A 15410-nucleotide genomic window follows, 5' to 3' on the forward strand; every position below is an offset into this window, starting at 1 on the left:
CCCGCTCACCGAAAGGTTCTCACTCCCGCTGGCAGTCGCACCCGCGCTCGTCGAGGAACTCCGCAACCGAGTACTGCTCCCCACAATCGCCACACAGCACCTGCACGTCGAGGAGGACCTCGAACTCCTCTACGTCGATCCGCCCGGTCTGTTCCAGCTTCTGGATCCGCTCTTCGGTCACCGACAGCGTCCGGGTCATCAGCCGCTGGATGCTCTGGAGGTCCTTCTCGACTTTCTCCTCGTCGGAGAGCCGGCGGTACTCCGCGTCCCGGTACTCGGTCAGGTACGACCGGATCGCCTGGTAGCTGACGAAGTCGGACTCGAGGCTGTCGACGTCGACGCCGTTGGATTCCAGTCGGTTGCGGGCGTCGGTCCGGACCCCCGTGCTCACGTCGTCGTCGGTGAGGTTCCGGTACATCGTCGAGACGTCGCTGTCCAGTGCGCTCATCCCCGCGTCGATGAGTGCCCGTTCAAGCAGGCGTTCGTTGAAGTAGTCCGCCAGATCGCGGAGGCTGGTCCGCTCGACGCCGTCGCCGGTCCAGCGGGTCTCCAACTCCTCACCGAGACCGTCGAGGCCGTACTCGGCGATCAACCGTGCCACCTTGCTCGACGGCCGGTTGTCGGACGTATCAGGCATTATCGATGTTTCGCCCAACAGCGGCAAAAACCTATTGGGGCCGGTCAGATCGAACGGACCCGGGTGAAGTCGTCGTCGAGGGCCTGTGCGTCCTCGGGCAGCAGTGCCACCACGAGGAAGTCGGCGTAGTCCGCGAAGTACTCCACGAGGGCGGCGATCCGGTTCGAGTCGATCGCCTCAAGCGAGTCCAGCAACATGAACGGCACCGTCTCGTGGAGGTCGTGGACCAGGTACCCCGCGAGCGCGAAGATCAGCCCGGTGACCTCCCGTTCGCTCTCCGAGAGGTGGTCGATGGTGTCCTCGTAGGCCGCGCCGTTGTCGGTCGTCCGGACGATGTGGAGCTCGAACCGGGTCTGGGCGTCGTCGGCCGCGGGGGTTTCGATCCGCTCGATCCAGATGCGCTCGATGTTCTCATACCCCAGCAGATCGAGGATCGACTCCATGTGACCGTTGAACGCGTCGACCGCCTCGGCCTCGATCTGGTCGATCTTCGTCCGCTGGTCTGTGAGCTGGTCGACCAGCTCAGAGCGGGTCTCGCGGAGCTGCTTGGCGCGTTCGATCTCGCTTTCGACCTCCTCGATCTCGCTTTCGACCTCCTCGAGGTCGGTCTCCAAGCTGTCGATCTCGAACTCGAGCTGGTTGGCCTCCTTGTGGAGCGAGAGGATCTCGTCGAAGTCCGCCGACTCGAGGCTGTCGACCTCGGCTTCGAGCGCCTCGACGTCGTCGGTCAGCGACTCGCGGTTGGACTTCAGCGCCTCGACACGGTCGTTCCGACGGTCGAGTTCCGCGTCGATCTCGTCGAGTTTCTCCTCGACCTCGGTCCGACGCTGCTGTTTGCGCTCGGCCTCGCGTTGTTCCTGCTTGCGCTCCTCGAGTCGGGTTTTGACGTCGTTCAGGTCCTCGACCTTCTCCGATCGGAGCGACTTCAGCCGCTCGATGGTGGATTCGATCTGTTCTCTGTCCACCGACGACCCGCAGGTCCAGCAGACCACGGTCTCGGCGTCGTCGCCGACCAGTTGATCCGTTACGTCCCCGTCGGCGTCGTCGCCCTGGAGGAGTTCGTAGTCCTCGGCTTCGAGCCGCTCCTCGTTGTACTGGATCAGGCTCCGGAGCTCGTTGATCTCGGTGTTCAGCTCCTGGCGTTGCGTCCGGAGCCGGTCGATGTCGGATTCCAGGTCGCGGTGGTCGCCCATCGGCGCCTCCGGCAGGTCCGCGAGGTCCTCCTCCAACTCGGTCCGTTCGCGCTTCAGCGAGGAGATGCTCTCCTCCTGGCGTTCGATCTTCCGGCGGATCGACTCCAGCTCCGACCGCGTCTCGCGGAGCTCCTGGAGCCGCGATTCGAGTTCGGCCTGTTCCTTCCGGCCCTCCTCGACGTTGCGGCTGCTGTCGTCGATCCGTTCTTCGAGTTCCGAAAGCTCCTCGCGTTTCTCCTCGATCCGCTCCTGGACGCTCGTCCGTTTCCGCTCGAGCTCCGGGAGGTCCCGCTTCCGGGATTCGATCCGTGCCAGCTCGTCGTTGATCTCGCCTTTCTCGGATTCGAGGCGTCGGATCTCCGCCCGGATGGCGTCGATGTCGACCGGCCGCATAATGACGTCCCGGAGTTCCTCCTCGCGGGCAGCCGCCTGCCGGGCGTCGTTCGTCTCAAGCAGGAACGCAAACAGGTCTGCGACCTCCGGGTCCTCCAGGTAGGCGTCGCCCTCGTAGGTGATGCCCTCACCCGCTCGGGAGAGCCGCCGTTCGTACGTCTCCCCGTCGAGACTCAGTTCGACGCCGCCCTCGTCGGCGTCGCCCTTCAGGGAAACGCGCTCGCTTCCCATCGCGCACATGATCGCCCGCAGGAACGAGGTTCTGTTCGTCGCGTTCTTGCCCGTGAGGACGGTTACCCCTGGTGGGATGTCGACCTCCGTCCGATCGATCCCGCCGATGTTCTCGACTGAGAAGCGTGCGGACTCCGCCAGCTGCTCCGAAGTGGCCATACGAATCATCACACCAGTCATCTATATATGTTTTATGTGTCTCGTCGGGATCTGAACGATCAGATATGCTATACCTCCCTCGGTTCGACGAATGCCTGCCGTTCGCGCTGAAAACGGCTATTCCGGAGACCGAGCGATCGAGTTTGGAAAAACTACTCGGATTTGTGTTGTTTTCTCCTCGGACCGTTCGCCCGTTCGAAACGTTGGCGCAGACGTTTGTAACAACTGTACTTTTGTTACACCAGCGTCGACAGTCGTCGCGCCAGCGCCCCCCCCACCCCGCGATGGATGACTGCGCGTATCTCGGACACGACTGCGCGTACTTCGAGGGATGTCTCCGACGGTCGCGACTGAGCCTCCGCGCTCCCGGAGACCCGACCCGGTCATCGGGCTCAGTTATCCTCGAAACCATCTGTGAGTGGCTCCCGAACCCGGTCCAGCCACGTCTCCGGATCCAGCCGGAGGTTCAGCGGGACGGGGACGCCGGGTCCTGATCCTGCCGAAGTGCGACTCGGGAAACCGGAGGGTGTTCGGGCGGGACGCCTCGACCCGGTCGCCCGGATCGAGACCGTTGTCGGAGACGACGGTGGCGACGCTTTTCGCCCGCGCTTCGAGGTCGGCGAACGACTACGTCCGGCCGGAGGCGATCAGCGCCCACCGGTCCACATAGCGCGCCGCCGGCATCGACGGCAGATCGCTATGTGCTGCAGTGGTTCGTCATCGATACTCCATACGCGTCTCCCACCGCCGACCGGAACGGAGGATCACGCGAGCCGCACCGCAGTCTGCCAGCCGCAGGGCCGGACCCGGGCTGTTTTGTACGGTCGCGACAACTCTCACGTATGACTTCGAGCACGACGCCGGTGGTCGTCGCCGCGGCCCGGACTCCCCAGGGAAAGCGCGAGGGCGTGCTCTCGGCGTGCCGCAGCGAGGACCTCTCGGTCGCGGTCGTCGACGAACTCCTCGCCCGAACCGGCCTGGAGTCCGACGCCGTCGACGACCTCTCGTGGGGGTGTGCCCAGCAGACCCGCGAGCAGGGGAACAACCTGGCCCGCGCGGTGGCGCTGCTCTCCGACCTCGGCGAGTCGGTCCCGGCGGCGACGATCAACCGGTGGTGCGCCTCGTCGGCGGAGGCGATAGCGCGCGCGGCCGACGCCGTCGCCGCTGGACAGCGCGACTGCGTCGTCGCCGGCGGCGTCGAGAGTATGAGCCGGGTCGGAAACGTCGAGAACCTCGACTCAGTCCACCCCGCAATCGACGAGCGGTACGGCGTCGATCGCCTCCGGATGGGAACCACGGCCGAATCCGTTGCGACGGAGTACGACGTCGAGCGTCGCGCGCAGGACGAGTACGCGCTCCGGAGCCACCGGCGGGCGGCCGAAGCGACCGACGCCGGCCGGTTCGACGACGAGATCGTGCCGGTGGAGACCGACGACGGCGTCGTGATCGAGGACGAGGGGATCAGGCGGGACACGAGCCTCGAAGCCCTCGGGGGTCTACCGCCCGCGTTCGAGGAGGGGGGAACGGTGACCGCCGGCAACGCTTCACAGATCTCCGACGGCGCCGCGGGGGTAGTCGTAACCAGTCAGGCGTTCGCCGAGGATCACGGGCTGGCTGTCCTCGCGGCAGTCGGCGCCCACGAGGTCGCCGGCGTCGATCCGACAGTGATGGGGATCGGGCCGGTGCCGGCCGTCCGCCAACTGTGTTCCCGGACCGGCCGCGACCCCGCCCACTACGACCTCGTGGAGCTCAACGAGGCGTTCGCCTCCCAGTGTCTGTACTGCAAGCGGGAACTGGGGTTCGACGACGACGTCTACAACGTCAACGGCGGGGCGATCGCCATCGGGCACCCGCTCGGGGCGACCGGGGCCCGGCTGCCGGTCACGTTGCTTCACGAGATGCGACGCCGCGGCGCCGACCTGGGGCTCGCCACGGAGTGTGTCGGCTTCGGGCAGGGGCAGGCGATCGAGTTCCTCGCGCCGTAGCGGACGCCGCGCCGCTCATCGGTACAGTAATGACCGATTCCCGATCGCAGCCCGATGGAGACGGAAATCGGCAGCGTCGCGGTTCTCTGAGCCGGCAGTATGGGCCACGGCATCGCCGAGGTGGCCGCAATCGCCGGCTAAAACGATGGGCCGCGATGGCGAAGGCAACCGGGACCGCCGCCGAGTGCGCGGAGACCGGGATGAAACCCCACGGCGGCCGGGAGTTCTCAGCAAGGAACGGATCGCCCGGGTCTACCGTGACGTTCGGCTTCCGATGACCTCCGAGGGCGCGAGAGCGGTCCAGCGTGATCCGATCTGTCGCAACTTCTGAGCGACCGGCCCCGTCCGACAATCCGGAACGGGCTCCCGGCGACAGCCGGGCTACGCCGCGGTCAGTAGTTCCCCGTCGCGGCGATCGGCGGCGCCTCGTGGGGGCCGTACGGCGCGTCGTCGAGGTACTCGCCGGCAGGCTCGAAGTGGTCGGCGAGCGACGCCGCGACCTCCTTCTGGAGCACGGTGACCGGGGTGTCGCCCTGGAGGTAATCCAGCGCCTGGCCGGCGGCGTCGAGGTTGTACTCCGCGGCCCGTTCGCGACGGGCGGCGTAGAGTTCGATCTCGTTGCGGGCGACGGCGTCGTTGGCCTGTAGCGCGACGGCGATCGCGGAGGCGGCCTCGTCGGCGTCGGCGATACACGAGTTCATCCCGCGGGCGCCGAACGGCGCGAGCAGGTGGGCGGCCTCGCCGGCGAGCAGGACGCGGCGGTGCTCGTCGACGAAGGTGTCGGCCATCACCTGGAGGAACTTGTACGTCGAGGTCCACTCGACGTTGCCGGCGTACTCCTCGCCCATAATCCGCGTGACGAACTCCTCCATCGACGTCTCGCTTGCGACCTCCTCGGGGTCGTCGTCGCCGAGACACTGGATGTCGAGCCGCCACCCGCCGGTGAACGGCACGAGCATCACGTTCCGCCCGCCGGCAGCGGGGTCGTCGTAGTGGAACAGCCGCTCGAAGGGGATCGGTTCCTCCTCGATCGTGTTGTCGTCGAGCGTCGCGACGTCCGCGATGATGAAGGAGTTCTCCGACTGTTCGCCGTCGAACTCGGCGCCGATCCCCTTGCGGACTTGGGAGCCGCCGCCGTCGGCGCCGATCAGGTACGGGGTCTCCCACTCGCGGCCGTCCTCGGTGGTGACGTGGACGCCGTCGGGGGTCGAATTGACGGTGTCGACGCCGGCTTCCCAGTGGATGTCGACGCCGAGATCGTCGAGGGCCTCGTGCATATAGCGCTCGGTGATGACCTGCGGGACGCTGCTGAAGTGGGGGAACTCGCCGTCGCCGCCGGGGTTGTCGTAGGTCCGGCGGAAGACGGTCTTCCCGCGCCATTTCGTGTGACGGGTCGGCCACACCAGGCCCTCGTCGACGAGGTCCTGTCCGAGCCCCGGGTAGTTCCGCCCGAGGGTCCGGAGCGTCGTCCCGTGGACGTAGATCGCGCGGCTGCCGTCGCGGTCGCGGTCGGCCGGCTCCTGTTCTAAGATCGCTGCCGGGACCCCGCGTGCCCGCAGCGCGAGGGCGGCGGTCAAGCCGGTCGGCCCGGCGCCGGCGATCAACACGGGTTCGGTCGAACTCATCGTACGTTGAAGATCGTATAGGGTCGTAATAACCGTTGCGGCCACGGGCTGCGACGGGGGCTCCCCGCGGCGTCGATCCGCCGGTCAGTCGAGCCCGAGCTGGGCGGCGACCCAGTGGTCCCGTGCGGCGAAGACGAACTCCTCTTCGTCCTCGAAAACAGTCGTCTCGGCCACGAACGCGTCCCACTCGTCGTCACCGACCTTCCCGAGTTCGTCGGCGTCGGCGGCGTCCGACGGGCTGGCTGCCACCATCTCGTCGAAGGTGTCGAAGTCGGTGTGTTCCCCGATGAACGCGTCGTCGAAGATCTCACCGAGCGGGATCTCCTCGTCCCGCCCGACGATGCTGTGGGGGTCCGGGAGGTCCTCGGCGGTTTCGGCTGCCCTCCTGAGGTCGGAATCGTTCACCATATTCGGGTCTGCCACGTCTCGTATTTAATCCTTTGTGGTCCGCTCCCGGCCGTGTTCAGTTAGGAGTGAAATCGGTGAGAACGGGAGGAGGACGGCCTTGGAAGCCCCCGCGCTCTCGACTCGATGGCTTCGCTGCGGTCCTCGTCGCTCACAAGTTCGCTCCTGCGGTCCTTGCGTCAGCCGTCTTCGTCGAGAGCGCGGCCCCTTCCAGTCCCACCCGTCGGTGGTTCTTCGGCCAGCATTCGCTTAACTAAACACGACCCCGCTCCCGGCGATGTGTATAGTAGCGTTTGCAAGTCTTCGCTCACTCGATCGCACGACGGCGTGTGATCGGATGTGCAACCAGTTGCAAACGCTACTATATGCGGATGGTCGCGGACCGGCCCGATCCACTCGCGGCGTTGGCCGGCGTGAGTGCCGACAGGATCCGGTGGCACGAGCGCGTCCGGCCGGGGATCACCTGTTTCTGCAATCGAAGGTGCTGGGGAGGCGACCGTCGAACACCTACGACGACCGCGGCTACGTCACCGTCGAATTCGAGGGAGTAAACCAGGAGGACACGGTCGTCGTCAGCTACGGATCGACCGCGCTGGTCAAGCGACGTGGGTACGAGGAGTAGCTCTCACCCCGTGGTTTCCGGGGCGGACGGAACCCCCGAACGCTCGGGACCGGAGCCGACGGCACACGGTGCCCCGACAAGGACCGAGGCCGAACGGAGTAGGTTCGGTTACTACTCCTCGGGGGCGCTCCCGCACACGAGCACCGGCCTGTGGGTGCCGAGGATCACGTCCTGTGTGACGCTGCCGAACAGCGCCTTCCCCGTCGGCGACCGCTTCCGTCCCCCGACGCAGATCTGGTCGACATCGTACTCGTCGGCGTACCTGAGGATCTCGTCTGCGGGGGAGCCGCTGGCTTCGAGCAGGTTGACCTCGACGCCGAGTTCCTCCAGCCGACCCGAAGCCTCCCGCACGGCCTCGACCTGGTGAACCGAGGCGCCTTCGGGGTTGTCGCCGAAGACGTGGAGCAGGTGGATCTCCGCACCGGTGGCGGACTGTACGATGTCGGCGATAGCGTTGGTCTGTGCGCGAGCCTGCGGAACGTTGTCGTCGAGTGCGAGTAGTATCCGAACCATACCCGAACGTCTCCCCGCCACCCACTTATATCTCCGCGGTCGTTTCCCGTCCGCGGGGAGCCGGACGCTGAGACGGTAGGTCGGATCGCGCGCCGGATTCGTACTGGATCCATCCGTTCGATATGATCGAACAGTATAGTAGCGTTTGCAAGTCTTCGCTCACTCGATCGCACGACGGCGTGCGATCGGATGTGCAACCAGTTGCAAACGCTACTATCGGCTCGCGTCCAGCCCGGTTCACCTCCCGGACGGCGGTACCGTGACCTGTTGGCCCGGGAATCGTCGCCGACGACTACGGCCGACGCGGACCCGACTCCGGTAGTAACATCCGTACAGTTGTTATTCGGTAGGGAGTCCCCCCTCGCGTTCGATCCTGTCAAACACGCTCGTACGGGCGGCGAACGCGAGTAACCGCCGACTCACCGCCCGAAAAGCTATCATTCGACCGGTCGGGAAACCCCGATATGAGCGGAAGCGCTGGCGGCGGAGGCGGGATCGACTCCGACGAGACGCTGTTCGATCCCGTCGAACTACTTCGGAGCCTCGACGGCGCAGGCGTCACGGAGTTGGCCCGGGAGCTGGGAATCGCAAAGAGCACCGTCCACGGTCACCTCACGACGCTACGGGAGCGTGGGTTCGTCGTCAAGCAGTCCGGACAGTACGAACTGGGGCTTCGGTTCTTCGAGTACGGGCAGTACGTTCGGAGCCAACTCGACATCGTCCAGTCGGCGACGTTCGCCGTACAGCGACTCGAGGCGGAGACCGGGGAGATGGTGTGGCTTTTCGCCCACCGGAACGAGAAGGCAATCCACGTCTACGGGCGCAGCGGCAAAAACGACATCCACGTGAACACCATACTGGGGACGCGGACGCATATGCACTACGGGGGCAAAGCCATCCTCGCGCACCTCTCGAAATCGGCGGTGGCGGACGTGATCGACACCCACGGACTCCCGGCGCGGACGGAGAACACCATCACCGACCCGGACCGACTGCTCGCCGAACTCGATCGGATCAGAGAGCAGGGATACGCGCTCAATCTCAGCGAGGACCTGAGCGGGATCCACGCGGTCGGCGTGCGCCTGACCGTCGACGGCGAGATACAGGGGGCGTTGAGCGTCGCCGGGCCGGCCCACCGGATGCCGAGGGAGCGGTGTGAAGGGGAGATCCTCGATCGGCTCCGGGCCGCCACCGACGAGATCGATCTCACGCTTGCGTACCGCTATAGTAGCGTTTGCAAGTCTTCGCTCACTCGCTCGCACGGCGGCGTGCGATCGGATGTGCAACCAGTTGCAAACGCTAGTATAGCCCCCCACCACGGGGAACGTAAACGTCGGCGGACGTACGCCAGGGCCCCGTGGATCGTCCGCGCCATATCCGGGGGCCGGTCAATGAAACGGGCGCGTTCGGGCCTGGTCACCGATTCCGCCACGAGACACCGGCGAGGATCACAATTATTAACAGGGCCGTTCGCCTGTCTTCCCGTCATAGACCCGTATGAACCTCAAGGATGCGCTCGACCGGACGGTGCGGTGTTACCCCGACAAGACCGCCCTCGTGACCGACGACGGACGGTCGCTCACGTACGCGGAACTCGACGCCCGGGCCGACAGGCTGGCGAACGCCCTCGGCGAGCGGATCGGCACCGACCGGTGTGCGATCCTCTCGGTCAACACGGTGGCCGCGATCGAGTCGATGTTCGCGGGGAACAAACGCGGGATCGCGACCGTCCAACTGTCGTACCGGGCAACCGTCGAGGAGTTGGCGAGTATGGCTGACACGGCGGGGGCGACCGCGGTCCTCTTCGACGATCACAACGCCGACGAGGCGTTGGAACTCACAGACAGGGGCGTCTTCGAGGTCGCGATCCACACCGGCGACCGGGAGATCGGTCGCGATGACGTCGAGTCCTACGAGGCCGTCCTCGATGGCGCCGACCCTGAACTCGAACCGACCCTGCCGGCGGACGACGAGTGTGCGGTGCTGTACACGAGCGGCACCACGAGCGTCCCGAAGGCGGTCCCGTTCGACCAGGAACAGCTGTGGTACGGCGCCATCCAGGGGATCATGGAACACGGTATCGACGAGACCGACGTCGCCCTCTGTACGTCGCCGTGGTACCATATGGTCACGACCGACGCGTGGCTCTACCCGCATTTCGTCGCCGGCGCGACGGTCGTGCTCCACTCGACGTTCGAGCCCGAGGAGGCGCTGGAGCTGATCGCGGCCCACGACGTGACCGGGCTCCTCGGCGTCCCAACGCAGCTGAAAGCGCTCAACGGCGTCCAAAAGGAGGTCGAGGACCCCTACGACACCGACTCGCTGCGGTACGTCCGGACCGGCGGCGCGATCGTGACCGAGACCCTGATCGAGGAGACCCACGAGCACCTCAGCGAGGCGGTCTACAACACCTACGGGATGACCGAGGCGGGGCCGGACCTCACCTTCGCACGCCCCAGCGCCCAGGCCGAGCACCCGGGGACGATCGGCAAGGAGGCGTTCTCCTGGGAGCTCCGCGTGGTCGAATCCCCCGGCCTCTCGGAGAACCCCGACCCCGAGGCCACGGTCGACGCCGGCGAGCGCGGGGAGATCATCGCCCGCGGGCCGGGGATGTCGACGGGGTACATCGACAACGACGAGGCCGAGGAAAGGAGCTACTTCGACGGGTGGCTCCGGACGCGCGACGTCGCCGAGATCGACGAGGACGGCTTCCTCTACATCGTCGATCGCGTGGACAATATGATCGTCAGCGGCGGCGAGAACATCTACCCCGCGGCGGTCGAGCGCGTCCTCGGCAACCACCCCGACGTGGCGGAGGCCTGCGTCTTCGGCCGCGACGACGAGGAGTGGGGCCAGATCGTTACCGCAGTCGTGGTCACCGAGGAGGGCGCGAGGGTGACCGACGACGACCTCGACGACTACTGCCTCCAGCACGACGGGCTCGCGAACTTCAAGCGCCCGCGAGCCTACGCGATCACCGACGAGCCGCTCCCGCGGAGCGACACCGGGACGGTACTGAGAGAGCAACTCGTACAGGAGTACTTCGCCTGAGCGGCCCTTCGCCCGCGGGCGGTGACGCCGTCAGAAGAACAGCACGAACAGCCCGATCTGGATCGGGAAGAGGAGAAGGAGCGTCGCGACCGTACAGGCGCTCGCCATCCGGCTGAGTTCCGCGGAGTCGACCACGTCCAGCCCCAACATCGCGACGAGCACCGCCGACTGATACGGGAAGAAGTAGCTGTTCAGGGCGACGCTCTCGGCCGCCGCGATCGGGAGAAGCGGGATCCCGGCGGTGTTCCCAAAGGACACGAACACGGGGGTGATCACGCTCGCGACCGCCAGCCCCTCCATCAGGAACGCCAACCCCATCGAGACTGCCGTCACGAACACCATCACGAGCGGCAGCGAGAGGTCCGCGGGGAGGTACGTAAGCAGGGTGTTCGCCGCGAGGTCGGTGAACGCCGTCCGCTGGAGTCCCTCCGCGATCGCGAAGATCGCGCCCATGAAGAAGATGATCGAGAGGTCGGTCTCGCCGACGGCCCCGTGGTCGATCACGCCGATCCGCGGCGCGAACGCGAGCAGGGCGACGACGGCGGCGCCGAAGAGCGGATGCAGCCCGTGGACGAAGTCGGTAGCCCAGATCGCCACCCCGACGAGCAGAAAGGCGAGCATCCGGCGCTCCCGCGGCGACGCCGCGGTCGACTCGATCACGTCCGGGGCCGTCATCGCGTCGCGGTCCGACGGGCGGTAGAGCAGGTACGTGACCCCGATCACGACGACGGCCCGGCAGATCGCCATCACCGGCCCTATCCACAGCGCCCAGAGGGTCCAGGAGATGGAGGGGCCGCCGCCGGCGTCGATCAATCCGGTGACGATGATGTTCGCGAGCGACGCCGTGAGGATGCCGGCTCCGCCGTAGTAGGTCACGAAAAGCGGGCCGAGAAAGAGCCCGATCGTCGCCGCCCGCTCGTCGAACAGCTCCCCGACCGACAGCACGATCGGCGCGAGGATCAACACCCGGACCAGCGACGAGGGAACGAGCACCGCGAGCGCGAGCCCCCCGGCCGACAGGACCACGAGCAGATACCGGTACGCCGACAGCGCGTCGCCGGCGACCCCGTCGGGCATCCGGTCGAGGGTGATCCACTCTACAAGCCCCGCGAGCCCGCTCTCGCCGGCCGCCTCGCCGATGAGCAGCCCCACGACCACGAGCCAGGTCGCCGGCGACTGGAACCCGGTGAGCGCGAGTTCCGGGGAGAACGCGACCCCGATCAACCCGATTCCGACCAGCGCAGTGAACCACGGATCCACCGGGGTGGCGATCCAGAGGGCGACACAGAACACCGTTATCGCAAGCATCCGGGCGGCGTCGGCGGGGAGCGGCGCGGCCCCGAGCACGATCCCGGCGGCCGCGACGCCGGCCGGAACCGCGAGCCACGCGGGATCGACAGGGAGGGCAGCGGCGACGCGGCCCGGGAGTCCGTCGGTCATACGTTACGGTATCGGGCGTCTCAGGCAACCCAAATGAGGGTACCGATGGCGACGCGGCCGACCGCCTCGGCATCACCCCCGGAGGGGCCGCCGTCACCCACGGTGATCCGGACCACGTGGGCGGGCTCGCCGGCCTCGCCGGGCGCTTCAGCCCGGAGACGTGGGTCCCCGAAGGCGCCGCGGTCGAGGTCCGGGCCGACTACCGCGTCGGCGACGGCGACGCCGTTGGACCGTTCACCGCGATCGCCGTCCCGGGTCACACCGACGCCCACCACGTACTGGTCGACGAAGCCGCCGGCGTGGCCGTGATCGGCGACGCGCTGTTCGGCGCCGACGCCCGTGGCTCCCGGCGGCACACTACTCCGTGGACCTCGCGACCGCCGACGACTCCCTGTCGCGGCTGCTCGAGTACGACTTCGAGGCCGGTCTCGTTTATTAGGGCTCCAGCCTGACCGAGGGGGCAAGCGGGAAGATCGACGCGTTCCTGGAGCTCGTTGGGAAACGCCGCTTCCCGGTTCCCCGCCCGTCTCCCGGCGGAGTGGGGCGGTGGGAAAACGCTTTGACACTCTTCGACGAAACCCGGGGTGTGAGTCTGACACAGCTGTTCGAGCCCTCGGGGGTCGCGGTCGTCGGCGCGTCGCGGACCGATGGCAAGATCGGATACGTGGCGATGGCGAACGCGACGCAGTTCGAGGGGCCGGTGTATCCGGTGAACCCCTCCGGGTCGGGGGAGCTGTTCGGCGCGGAGTTCGTTCCCTCGGTGACGGAGATCGACGGCCCCGTGGACCTGGCGCTGTGTTGCGTCCCGGGTCCGGCGATGCCGGACGTCTTAGCGGAGTGCGGCGAGGCGGGGATCGGCGCGGCCGTGATCTACGCCAGCGGGTTCGCGGAGGCCGGCGGCGAGGGCGAAAAACTCCAGGAGCGGATCGTCGAGGTCGCAGACGAGCACGACGTTTCACTCCTGGGACCGAACACCAGCGGCTTTCTGGTGCCCGCGACCGACCTCCGGTGCTCCTTCGCCAGCGGCGTCGAGGAGGTTCCGCCGGGGAACACCGCGGTCGTCGCCCAGAGCGGCGGTGTCGCCCACGTGCTGGGCTTCCAGTCCCGCCGGCAGCGACGCGGCGTCTCGGCGATGGTCGGCCTCGGAAACCGCGCCGACGTCGGGTTCGCGGAGGCGATCGAGTACTTCGACGGCGACGACCGGACCGACTCGATCGTGCTCCACATCGAGGGGACCGACGACGGCCGCCGGCTGCTCGAAGCCTGCCGGGAAAGCGACACGCCGGTGATCGCGTACAAGGTCGGCCAGTCCGACGTCGGGGCGTTCGCCGAATCCCACACCGGGGCCCTGACCGGTGACCACGAGCTCTACACCGCGGGGTTCGCCCAGTACGGCGTCCCGACCGTCGACGCCACCGACGACCTGCTGGACGCCGCGGCGGCGCTCGGCAACTCGCCGTCGCCGCAGGGCCCGAACGTGGGCGTCGTCACCGCCCAGGCCGGGCCGGGCATCATCATCACCGACCGGATCCAGCGGGCCGGCGGCCGGCTGCCCGAACTCACCGCCGAGACCAACGCCCGCGTCGACGACATCCTCCCGGGGATCACCTACGACGACAACCCGGTCGACACCGGCCGGCCGATGCCGGAGTTCGGCGACCTCGTCGCGGCGGTCGCCGAGGACGATCGGATCGACATCGTGCTCGTCTACGAACTGTTCGAGGAGGCGCTCGGCCTCCCGGTCGACACGCTGGAAGGGCTCGCAGAGCGGGTCGGAAAGCCGGTCCTGTTCGCGACCGAGGGGATCGAGGCGGAACTCGCAGCCGAGCGTGACGCCTTAGAAGCTGCCGGGATTCCAACCTTCGAGACGCCCGAGCGGGCCGCCGACGCCGCGGGCGTGCTCGCCCGATACGCCCGGCTTCACGCCGACGACGCGCCGGAGGCCACGGCGGACGGCGGGCGGTCGCTGCACAGCGGACCTCGCGGCGTGCCCGGGGAGGTGCCCCGCGATGAGTGACCCCGACCCGATCGCCGCCGCCCGTGCCGAGGGGCGGACGACGCTGACCGAGGCGGAGGGCAAGCGGCTCCTCGCCTCGGCGGGCGTCGAGACGACCGCATTCCGTGTCTGCGCCGACGCCGACGCCGCGGTCGAGGCTGCCGAGGAGATCGGCTACCCGGTCGTGGCGAAGGTCTCCGCACCGGAGGTGACGCACAAAAGCGACTGGGCCGGCGGCGTCGGCGTCGCGGTCGGACGCGACTCGCCGGAGGCAGTCCGGGAGGCTGCGGCCGAAGTTTTCGCCGCAGGCGACGAGCGCGGCATCCACGCCGAGGTGTTAATCGAGGAGGCCGCGGACCTCGATCGCGGTATCGAAGTCATCGTCGGCGGCGTCCGGGACCCCTCGTTCGGGCCGGTCGTGCTCACCGGGTTGGGCGGCGTCTTCACCGAGATCTTCGAGGACACCAGCCACCGGGTCGCGCCGATCGATCACGCGGAGGCTCGGGGCGCGATCGAGGAGCTACAGGCCGCGCCGCTACTGCACGGCTACCGCGGGAGCGACCCGGCCGACGTGGAGGCCCTGGCGGCGGCGGTCGTCGCGGTCGGCGACCTCGTGGCCGAGCACCCGATCGCCGAACTCGACGTCAACCCACTTCTGGCGACGACCGACGGAGTAATAGCGCTCGACGCGCTCGTCGTACTGGAGGACGCGTGATGTTCGAACGCATCTGGACCGTTCGGTTCTCCGACACCGACCCGCACGGCATCGCCCACTACCCACGGATCGTCGACGCCCTGCACGAGACCTCGGATATGTTCATGCAGGAGATCGGCTTCCCGTTCTGGGAGCTCGCACAGAACCGGGACTTCGGGTTCCCGCTGGTGGAGATGGACTTCGAGTTCGACGCCCCGCTGCACGCCGGCGACGAGGTCCGGATCACACTGACGCCGGACCCGAGTACCCGTGCCGTCCGGTTCGAGTACGAGGCGTACGCCGGGGACACGCTCGCGTTCTCGGGCTACGAACAGCGGGTCTGTGCGCGGACGGGTGGTGGCGGCGCCATCGAGATCCCCGACGGGATCCGCGAGCAGTTCCTCGACTACGCCGAGGAGTAAGGGGCTGTTCGTTACGTTTTTACTATCAACACGGCAACTTCGTC

At 67.5% G+C, this 15410-nt stretch carries 13 protein-coding genes and 1 pseudogene; 8 read left to right on the plus strand and 6 right to left on the minus strand.

Annotated elements, in window-relative coordinates; genetic code table 11:
• Positions 1-19: 19 nt before the first annotated feature.
• Entirely contained in the window at positions 20-637 is a 618-nt protein-coding gene (gene rdfA / locus H5V44_RS07930) for a rod-determining factor RdfA (RefSeq protein ID WP_185192565.1), read from the minus strand.
• Positions 638-681: 44 nt separating this feature from the next.
• On the minus strand, positions 682-2613 hold the full coding sequence (locus H5V44_RS07935; protein ID WP_185192566.1) for an archaea-specific SMC-related protein: 1932 nt from the start codon (positions 2611-2613) through the stop codon (positions 682-684).
• Between the two features lie 842 nt (positions 2614-3455).
• Here H5V44_RS07935 and H5V44_RS07940 point away from each other — a divergent pair.
• Positions 3456-4598: a thiolase family protein gene (locus H5V44_RS07940; protein WP_185192567.1), complete on the plus strand. Its 1143-nt coding sequence runs from the start codon at positions 3456-3458 to the stop codon at positions 4596-4598.
• A gap of 392 nt (positions 4599-4990) precedes the next feature.
• Here the strand turns inward: H5V44_RS07940 and H5V44_RS07945 are convergent, their stop codons facing one another.
• Together H5V44_RS07945 and H5V44_RS07950 are read right to left on the minus strand one after the other, a co-directional pair.
• Positions 4991-6223, minus strand: a complete 1233-nt coding sequence (locus tag H5V44_RS07945; RefSeq protein ID WP_185192568.1) for an FAD-dependent monooxygenase — start codon at positions 6221-6223, stop codon at positions 4991-4993.
• 84 nt (positions 6224-6307) lie between these two features.
• Complete coding sequence (locus H5V44_RS07950; RefSeq protein WP_185192569.1) at positions 6308-6631, minus strand: hypothetical protein; 324 nt, start codon at positions 6629-6631, stop codon at positions 6308-6310.
• A 430-nt stretch (positions 6632-7061) separates the two neighbouring features.
• On the opposite strand from H5V44_RS07950, the gene H5V44_RS07955 reads away from it, so the two are divergent.
• A complete protein-coding gene (locus H5V44_RS07955) occupies positions 7062-7250 on the plus strand; it encodes a hypothetical protein (protein ID WP_185192570.1) in 189 nt (62 codons plus the stop codon).
• A gap of 111 nt (positions 7251-7361) precedes the next feature.
• On the opposite strand, the gene H5V44_RS07960 is transcribed toward H5V44_RS07955, so the two are convergent.
• Entirely contained in the window at positions 7362-7763 is a 402-nt protein-coding gene (locus H5V44_RS07960; protein WP_185192571.1) for a universal stress protein, read from the minus strand.
• 464 nt (positions 7764-8227) lie between these two features.
• Between H5V44_RS07960 and H5V44_RS07965 the strand changes: the two are divergent.
• Both H5V44_RS07965 and H5V44_RS07970 read left to right on the plus strand, forming a co-directional pair.
• Positions 8228-8908 (plus strand): annotated as a pseudogene (locus H5V44_RS07965) (IclR family transcriptional regulator); the annotation flags it as partial.
• Between the two features lie 352 nt (positions 8909-9260).
• Positions 9261-10814, plus strand: a complete 1554-nt coding sequence (locus H5V44_RS07970) for a class I adenylate-forming enzyme family protein (RefSeq protein WP_185192572.1) — start codon at positions 9261-9263, stop codon at positions 10812-10814.
• A 30-nt stretch (positions 10815-10844) separates the two neighbouring features.
• Here H5V44_RS07970 and H5V44_RS07975 read toward each other — a convergent pair whose 3' ends face one another.
• Positions 10845-12254, minus strand: coding sequence for an SLC13 family permease (locus tag H5V44_RS07975; RefSeq protein ID WP_185192573.1), 1410 nt, complete (start codon positions 12252-12254; stop codon positions 10845-10847).
• Positions 12255-12370: 116 nt separating this feature from the next.
• On the opposite strand from H5V44_RS07975, the gene H5V44_RS18115 reads away from it, so the two are divergent.
• The 4 genes from H5V44_RS18115 (at position 12371) to H5V44_RS07995 (ending at position 15366) form a co-directional block, all read left to right on the plus strand.
• Positions 12371-12706: a hypothetical protein gene (locus H5V44_RS18115; protein ID WP_185192574.1), complete on the plus strand. Its 336-nt coding sequence runs from the start codon at positions 12371-12373 to the stop codon at positions 12704-12706.
• A gap of 134 nt (positions 12707-12840) precedes the next feature.
• Entirely contained in the window at positions 12841-14271 is a 1431-nt protein-coding gene (locus H5V44_RS07985) for a CoA-binding protein (protein ID WP_185192575.1), read from the plus strand.
• Positions 14264-14965 carry an acetate--CoA ligase family protein gene (locus H5V44_RS07990; RefSeq protein ID WP_185192576.1) on the plus strand — a complete coding sequence of 234 codons (702 nt, stop codon included), beginning with the start codon at positions 14264-14266 and terminating at the stop codon, positions 14963-14965. The genes H5V44_RS07985 and H5V44_RS07990 overlap by 8 nt, the downstream gene beginning before the upstream one ends.
• On the plus strand, positions 14965-15366 hold the full coding sequence (locus H5V44_RS07995) for an acyl-CoA thioesterase (RefSeq protein ID WP_185192577.1): 402 nt from the start codon (positions 14965-14967) through the stop codon (positions 15364-15366). Before H5V44_RS07990 ends, H5V44_RS07995 begins: the two co-directional genes overlap by 1 nt.
• Positions 15367-15410 lie beyond the last annotated feature (44 nt).

Origin of the sequence: Halobellus ruber (genome assembly GCF_014212355.1) — an archaeon.
GTDB classification, from domain to species: domain Archaea; phylum Halobacteriota; class Halobacteria; order Halobacteriales; family Haloferacaceae; genus Haloquadratum; species Haloquadratum rubrum.

Coding starts and splice junctions, on each gene's coding strand:
- rdfA (WP_185192565.1), bottom strand. CDS start 637: ATGCCTGATACGTCCGACAACCGGCCGTCGAGCAAGGTGGCACGGTTG.
- H5V44_RS07935 (WP_185192566.1), bottom strand. CDS start 2,613: ATGGCCACTTCGGAGCAGCTGGCGGAGTCCGCACGCTTCTCAGTCGAG.
- H5V44_RS07940 (WP_185192567.1), top strand. CDS start 3,456: ATGACTTCGAGCACGACGCCGGTGGTCGTCGCCGCGGCCCGGACTCCC.
- H5V44_RS07945 (WP_185192568.1), bottom strand. CDS start 6,223: ATGAGTTCGACCGAACCCGTGTTGATCGCCGGCGCCGGGCCGACCGGC.
- H5V44_RS07950 (WP_185192569.1), bottom strand. CDS start 6,631: ATGGTGAACGATTCCGACCTCAGGAGGGCAGCCGAAACCGCCGAGGAC.
- H5V44_RS07960 (WP_185192571.1), bottom strand. CDS start 7,763: ATGGTTCGGATACTACTCGCACTCGACGACAACGTTCCGCAGGCTCGC.
- H5V44_RS07970 (WP_185192572.1), top strand. CDS start 9,261: ATGAACCTCAAGGATGCGCTCGACCGGACGGTGCGGTGTTACCCCGAC.
- H5V44_RS07975 (WP_185192573.1), bottom strand. CDS start 12,254: ATGACCGACGGACTCCCGGGCCGCGTCGCCGCTGCCCTCCCTGTCGAT.
- H5V44_RS07990 (WP_185192576.1), top strand. CDS start 14,264: ATGAGTGACCCCGACCCGATCGCCGCCGCCCGTGCCGAGGGGCGGACG.
- H5V44_RS07995 (WP_185192577.1), top strand. CDS start 14,965: ATGTTCGAACGCATCTGGACCGTTCGGTTCTCCGACACCGACCCGCAC.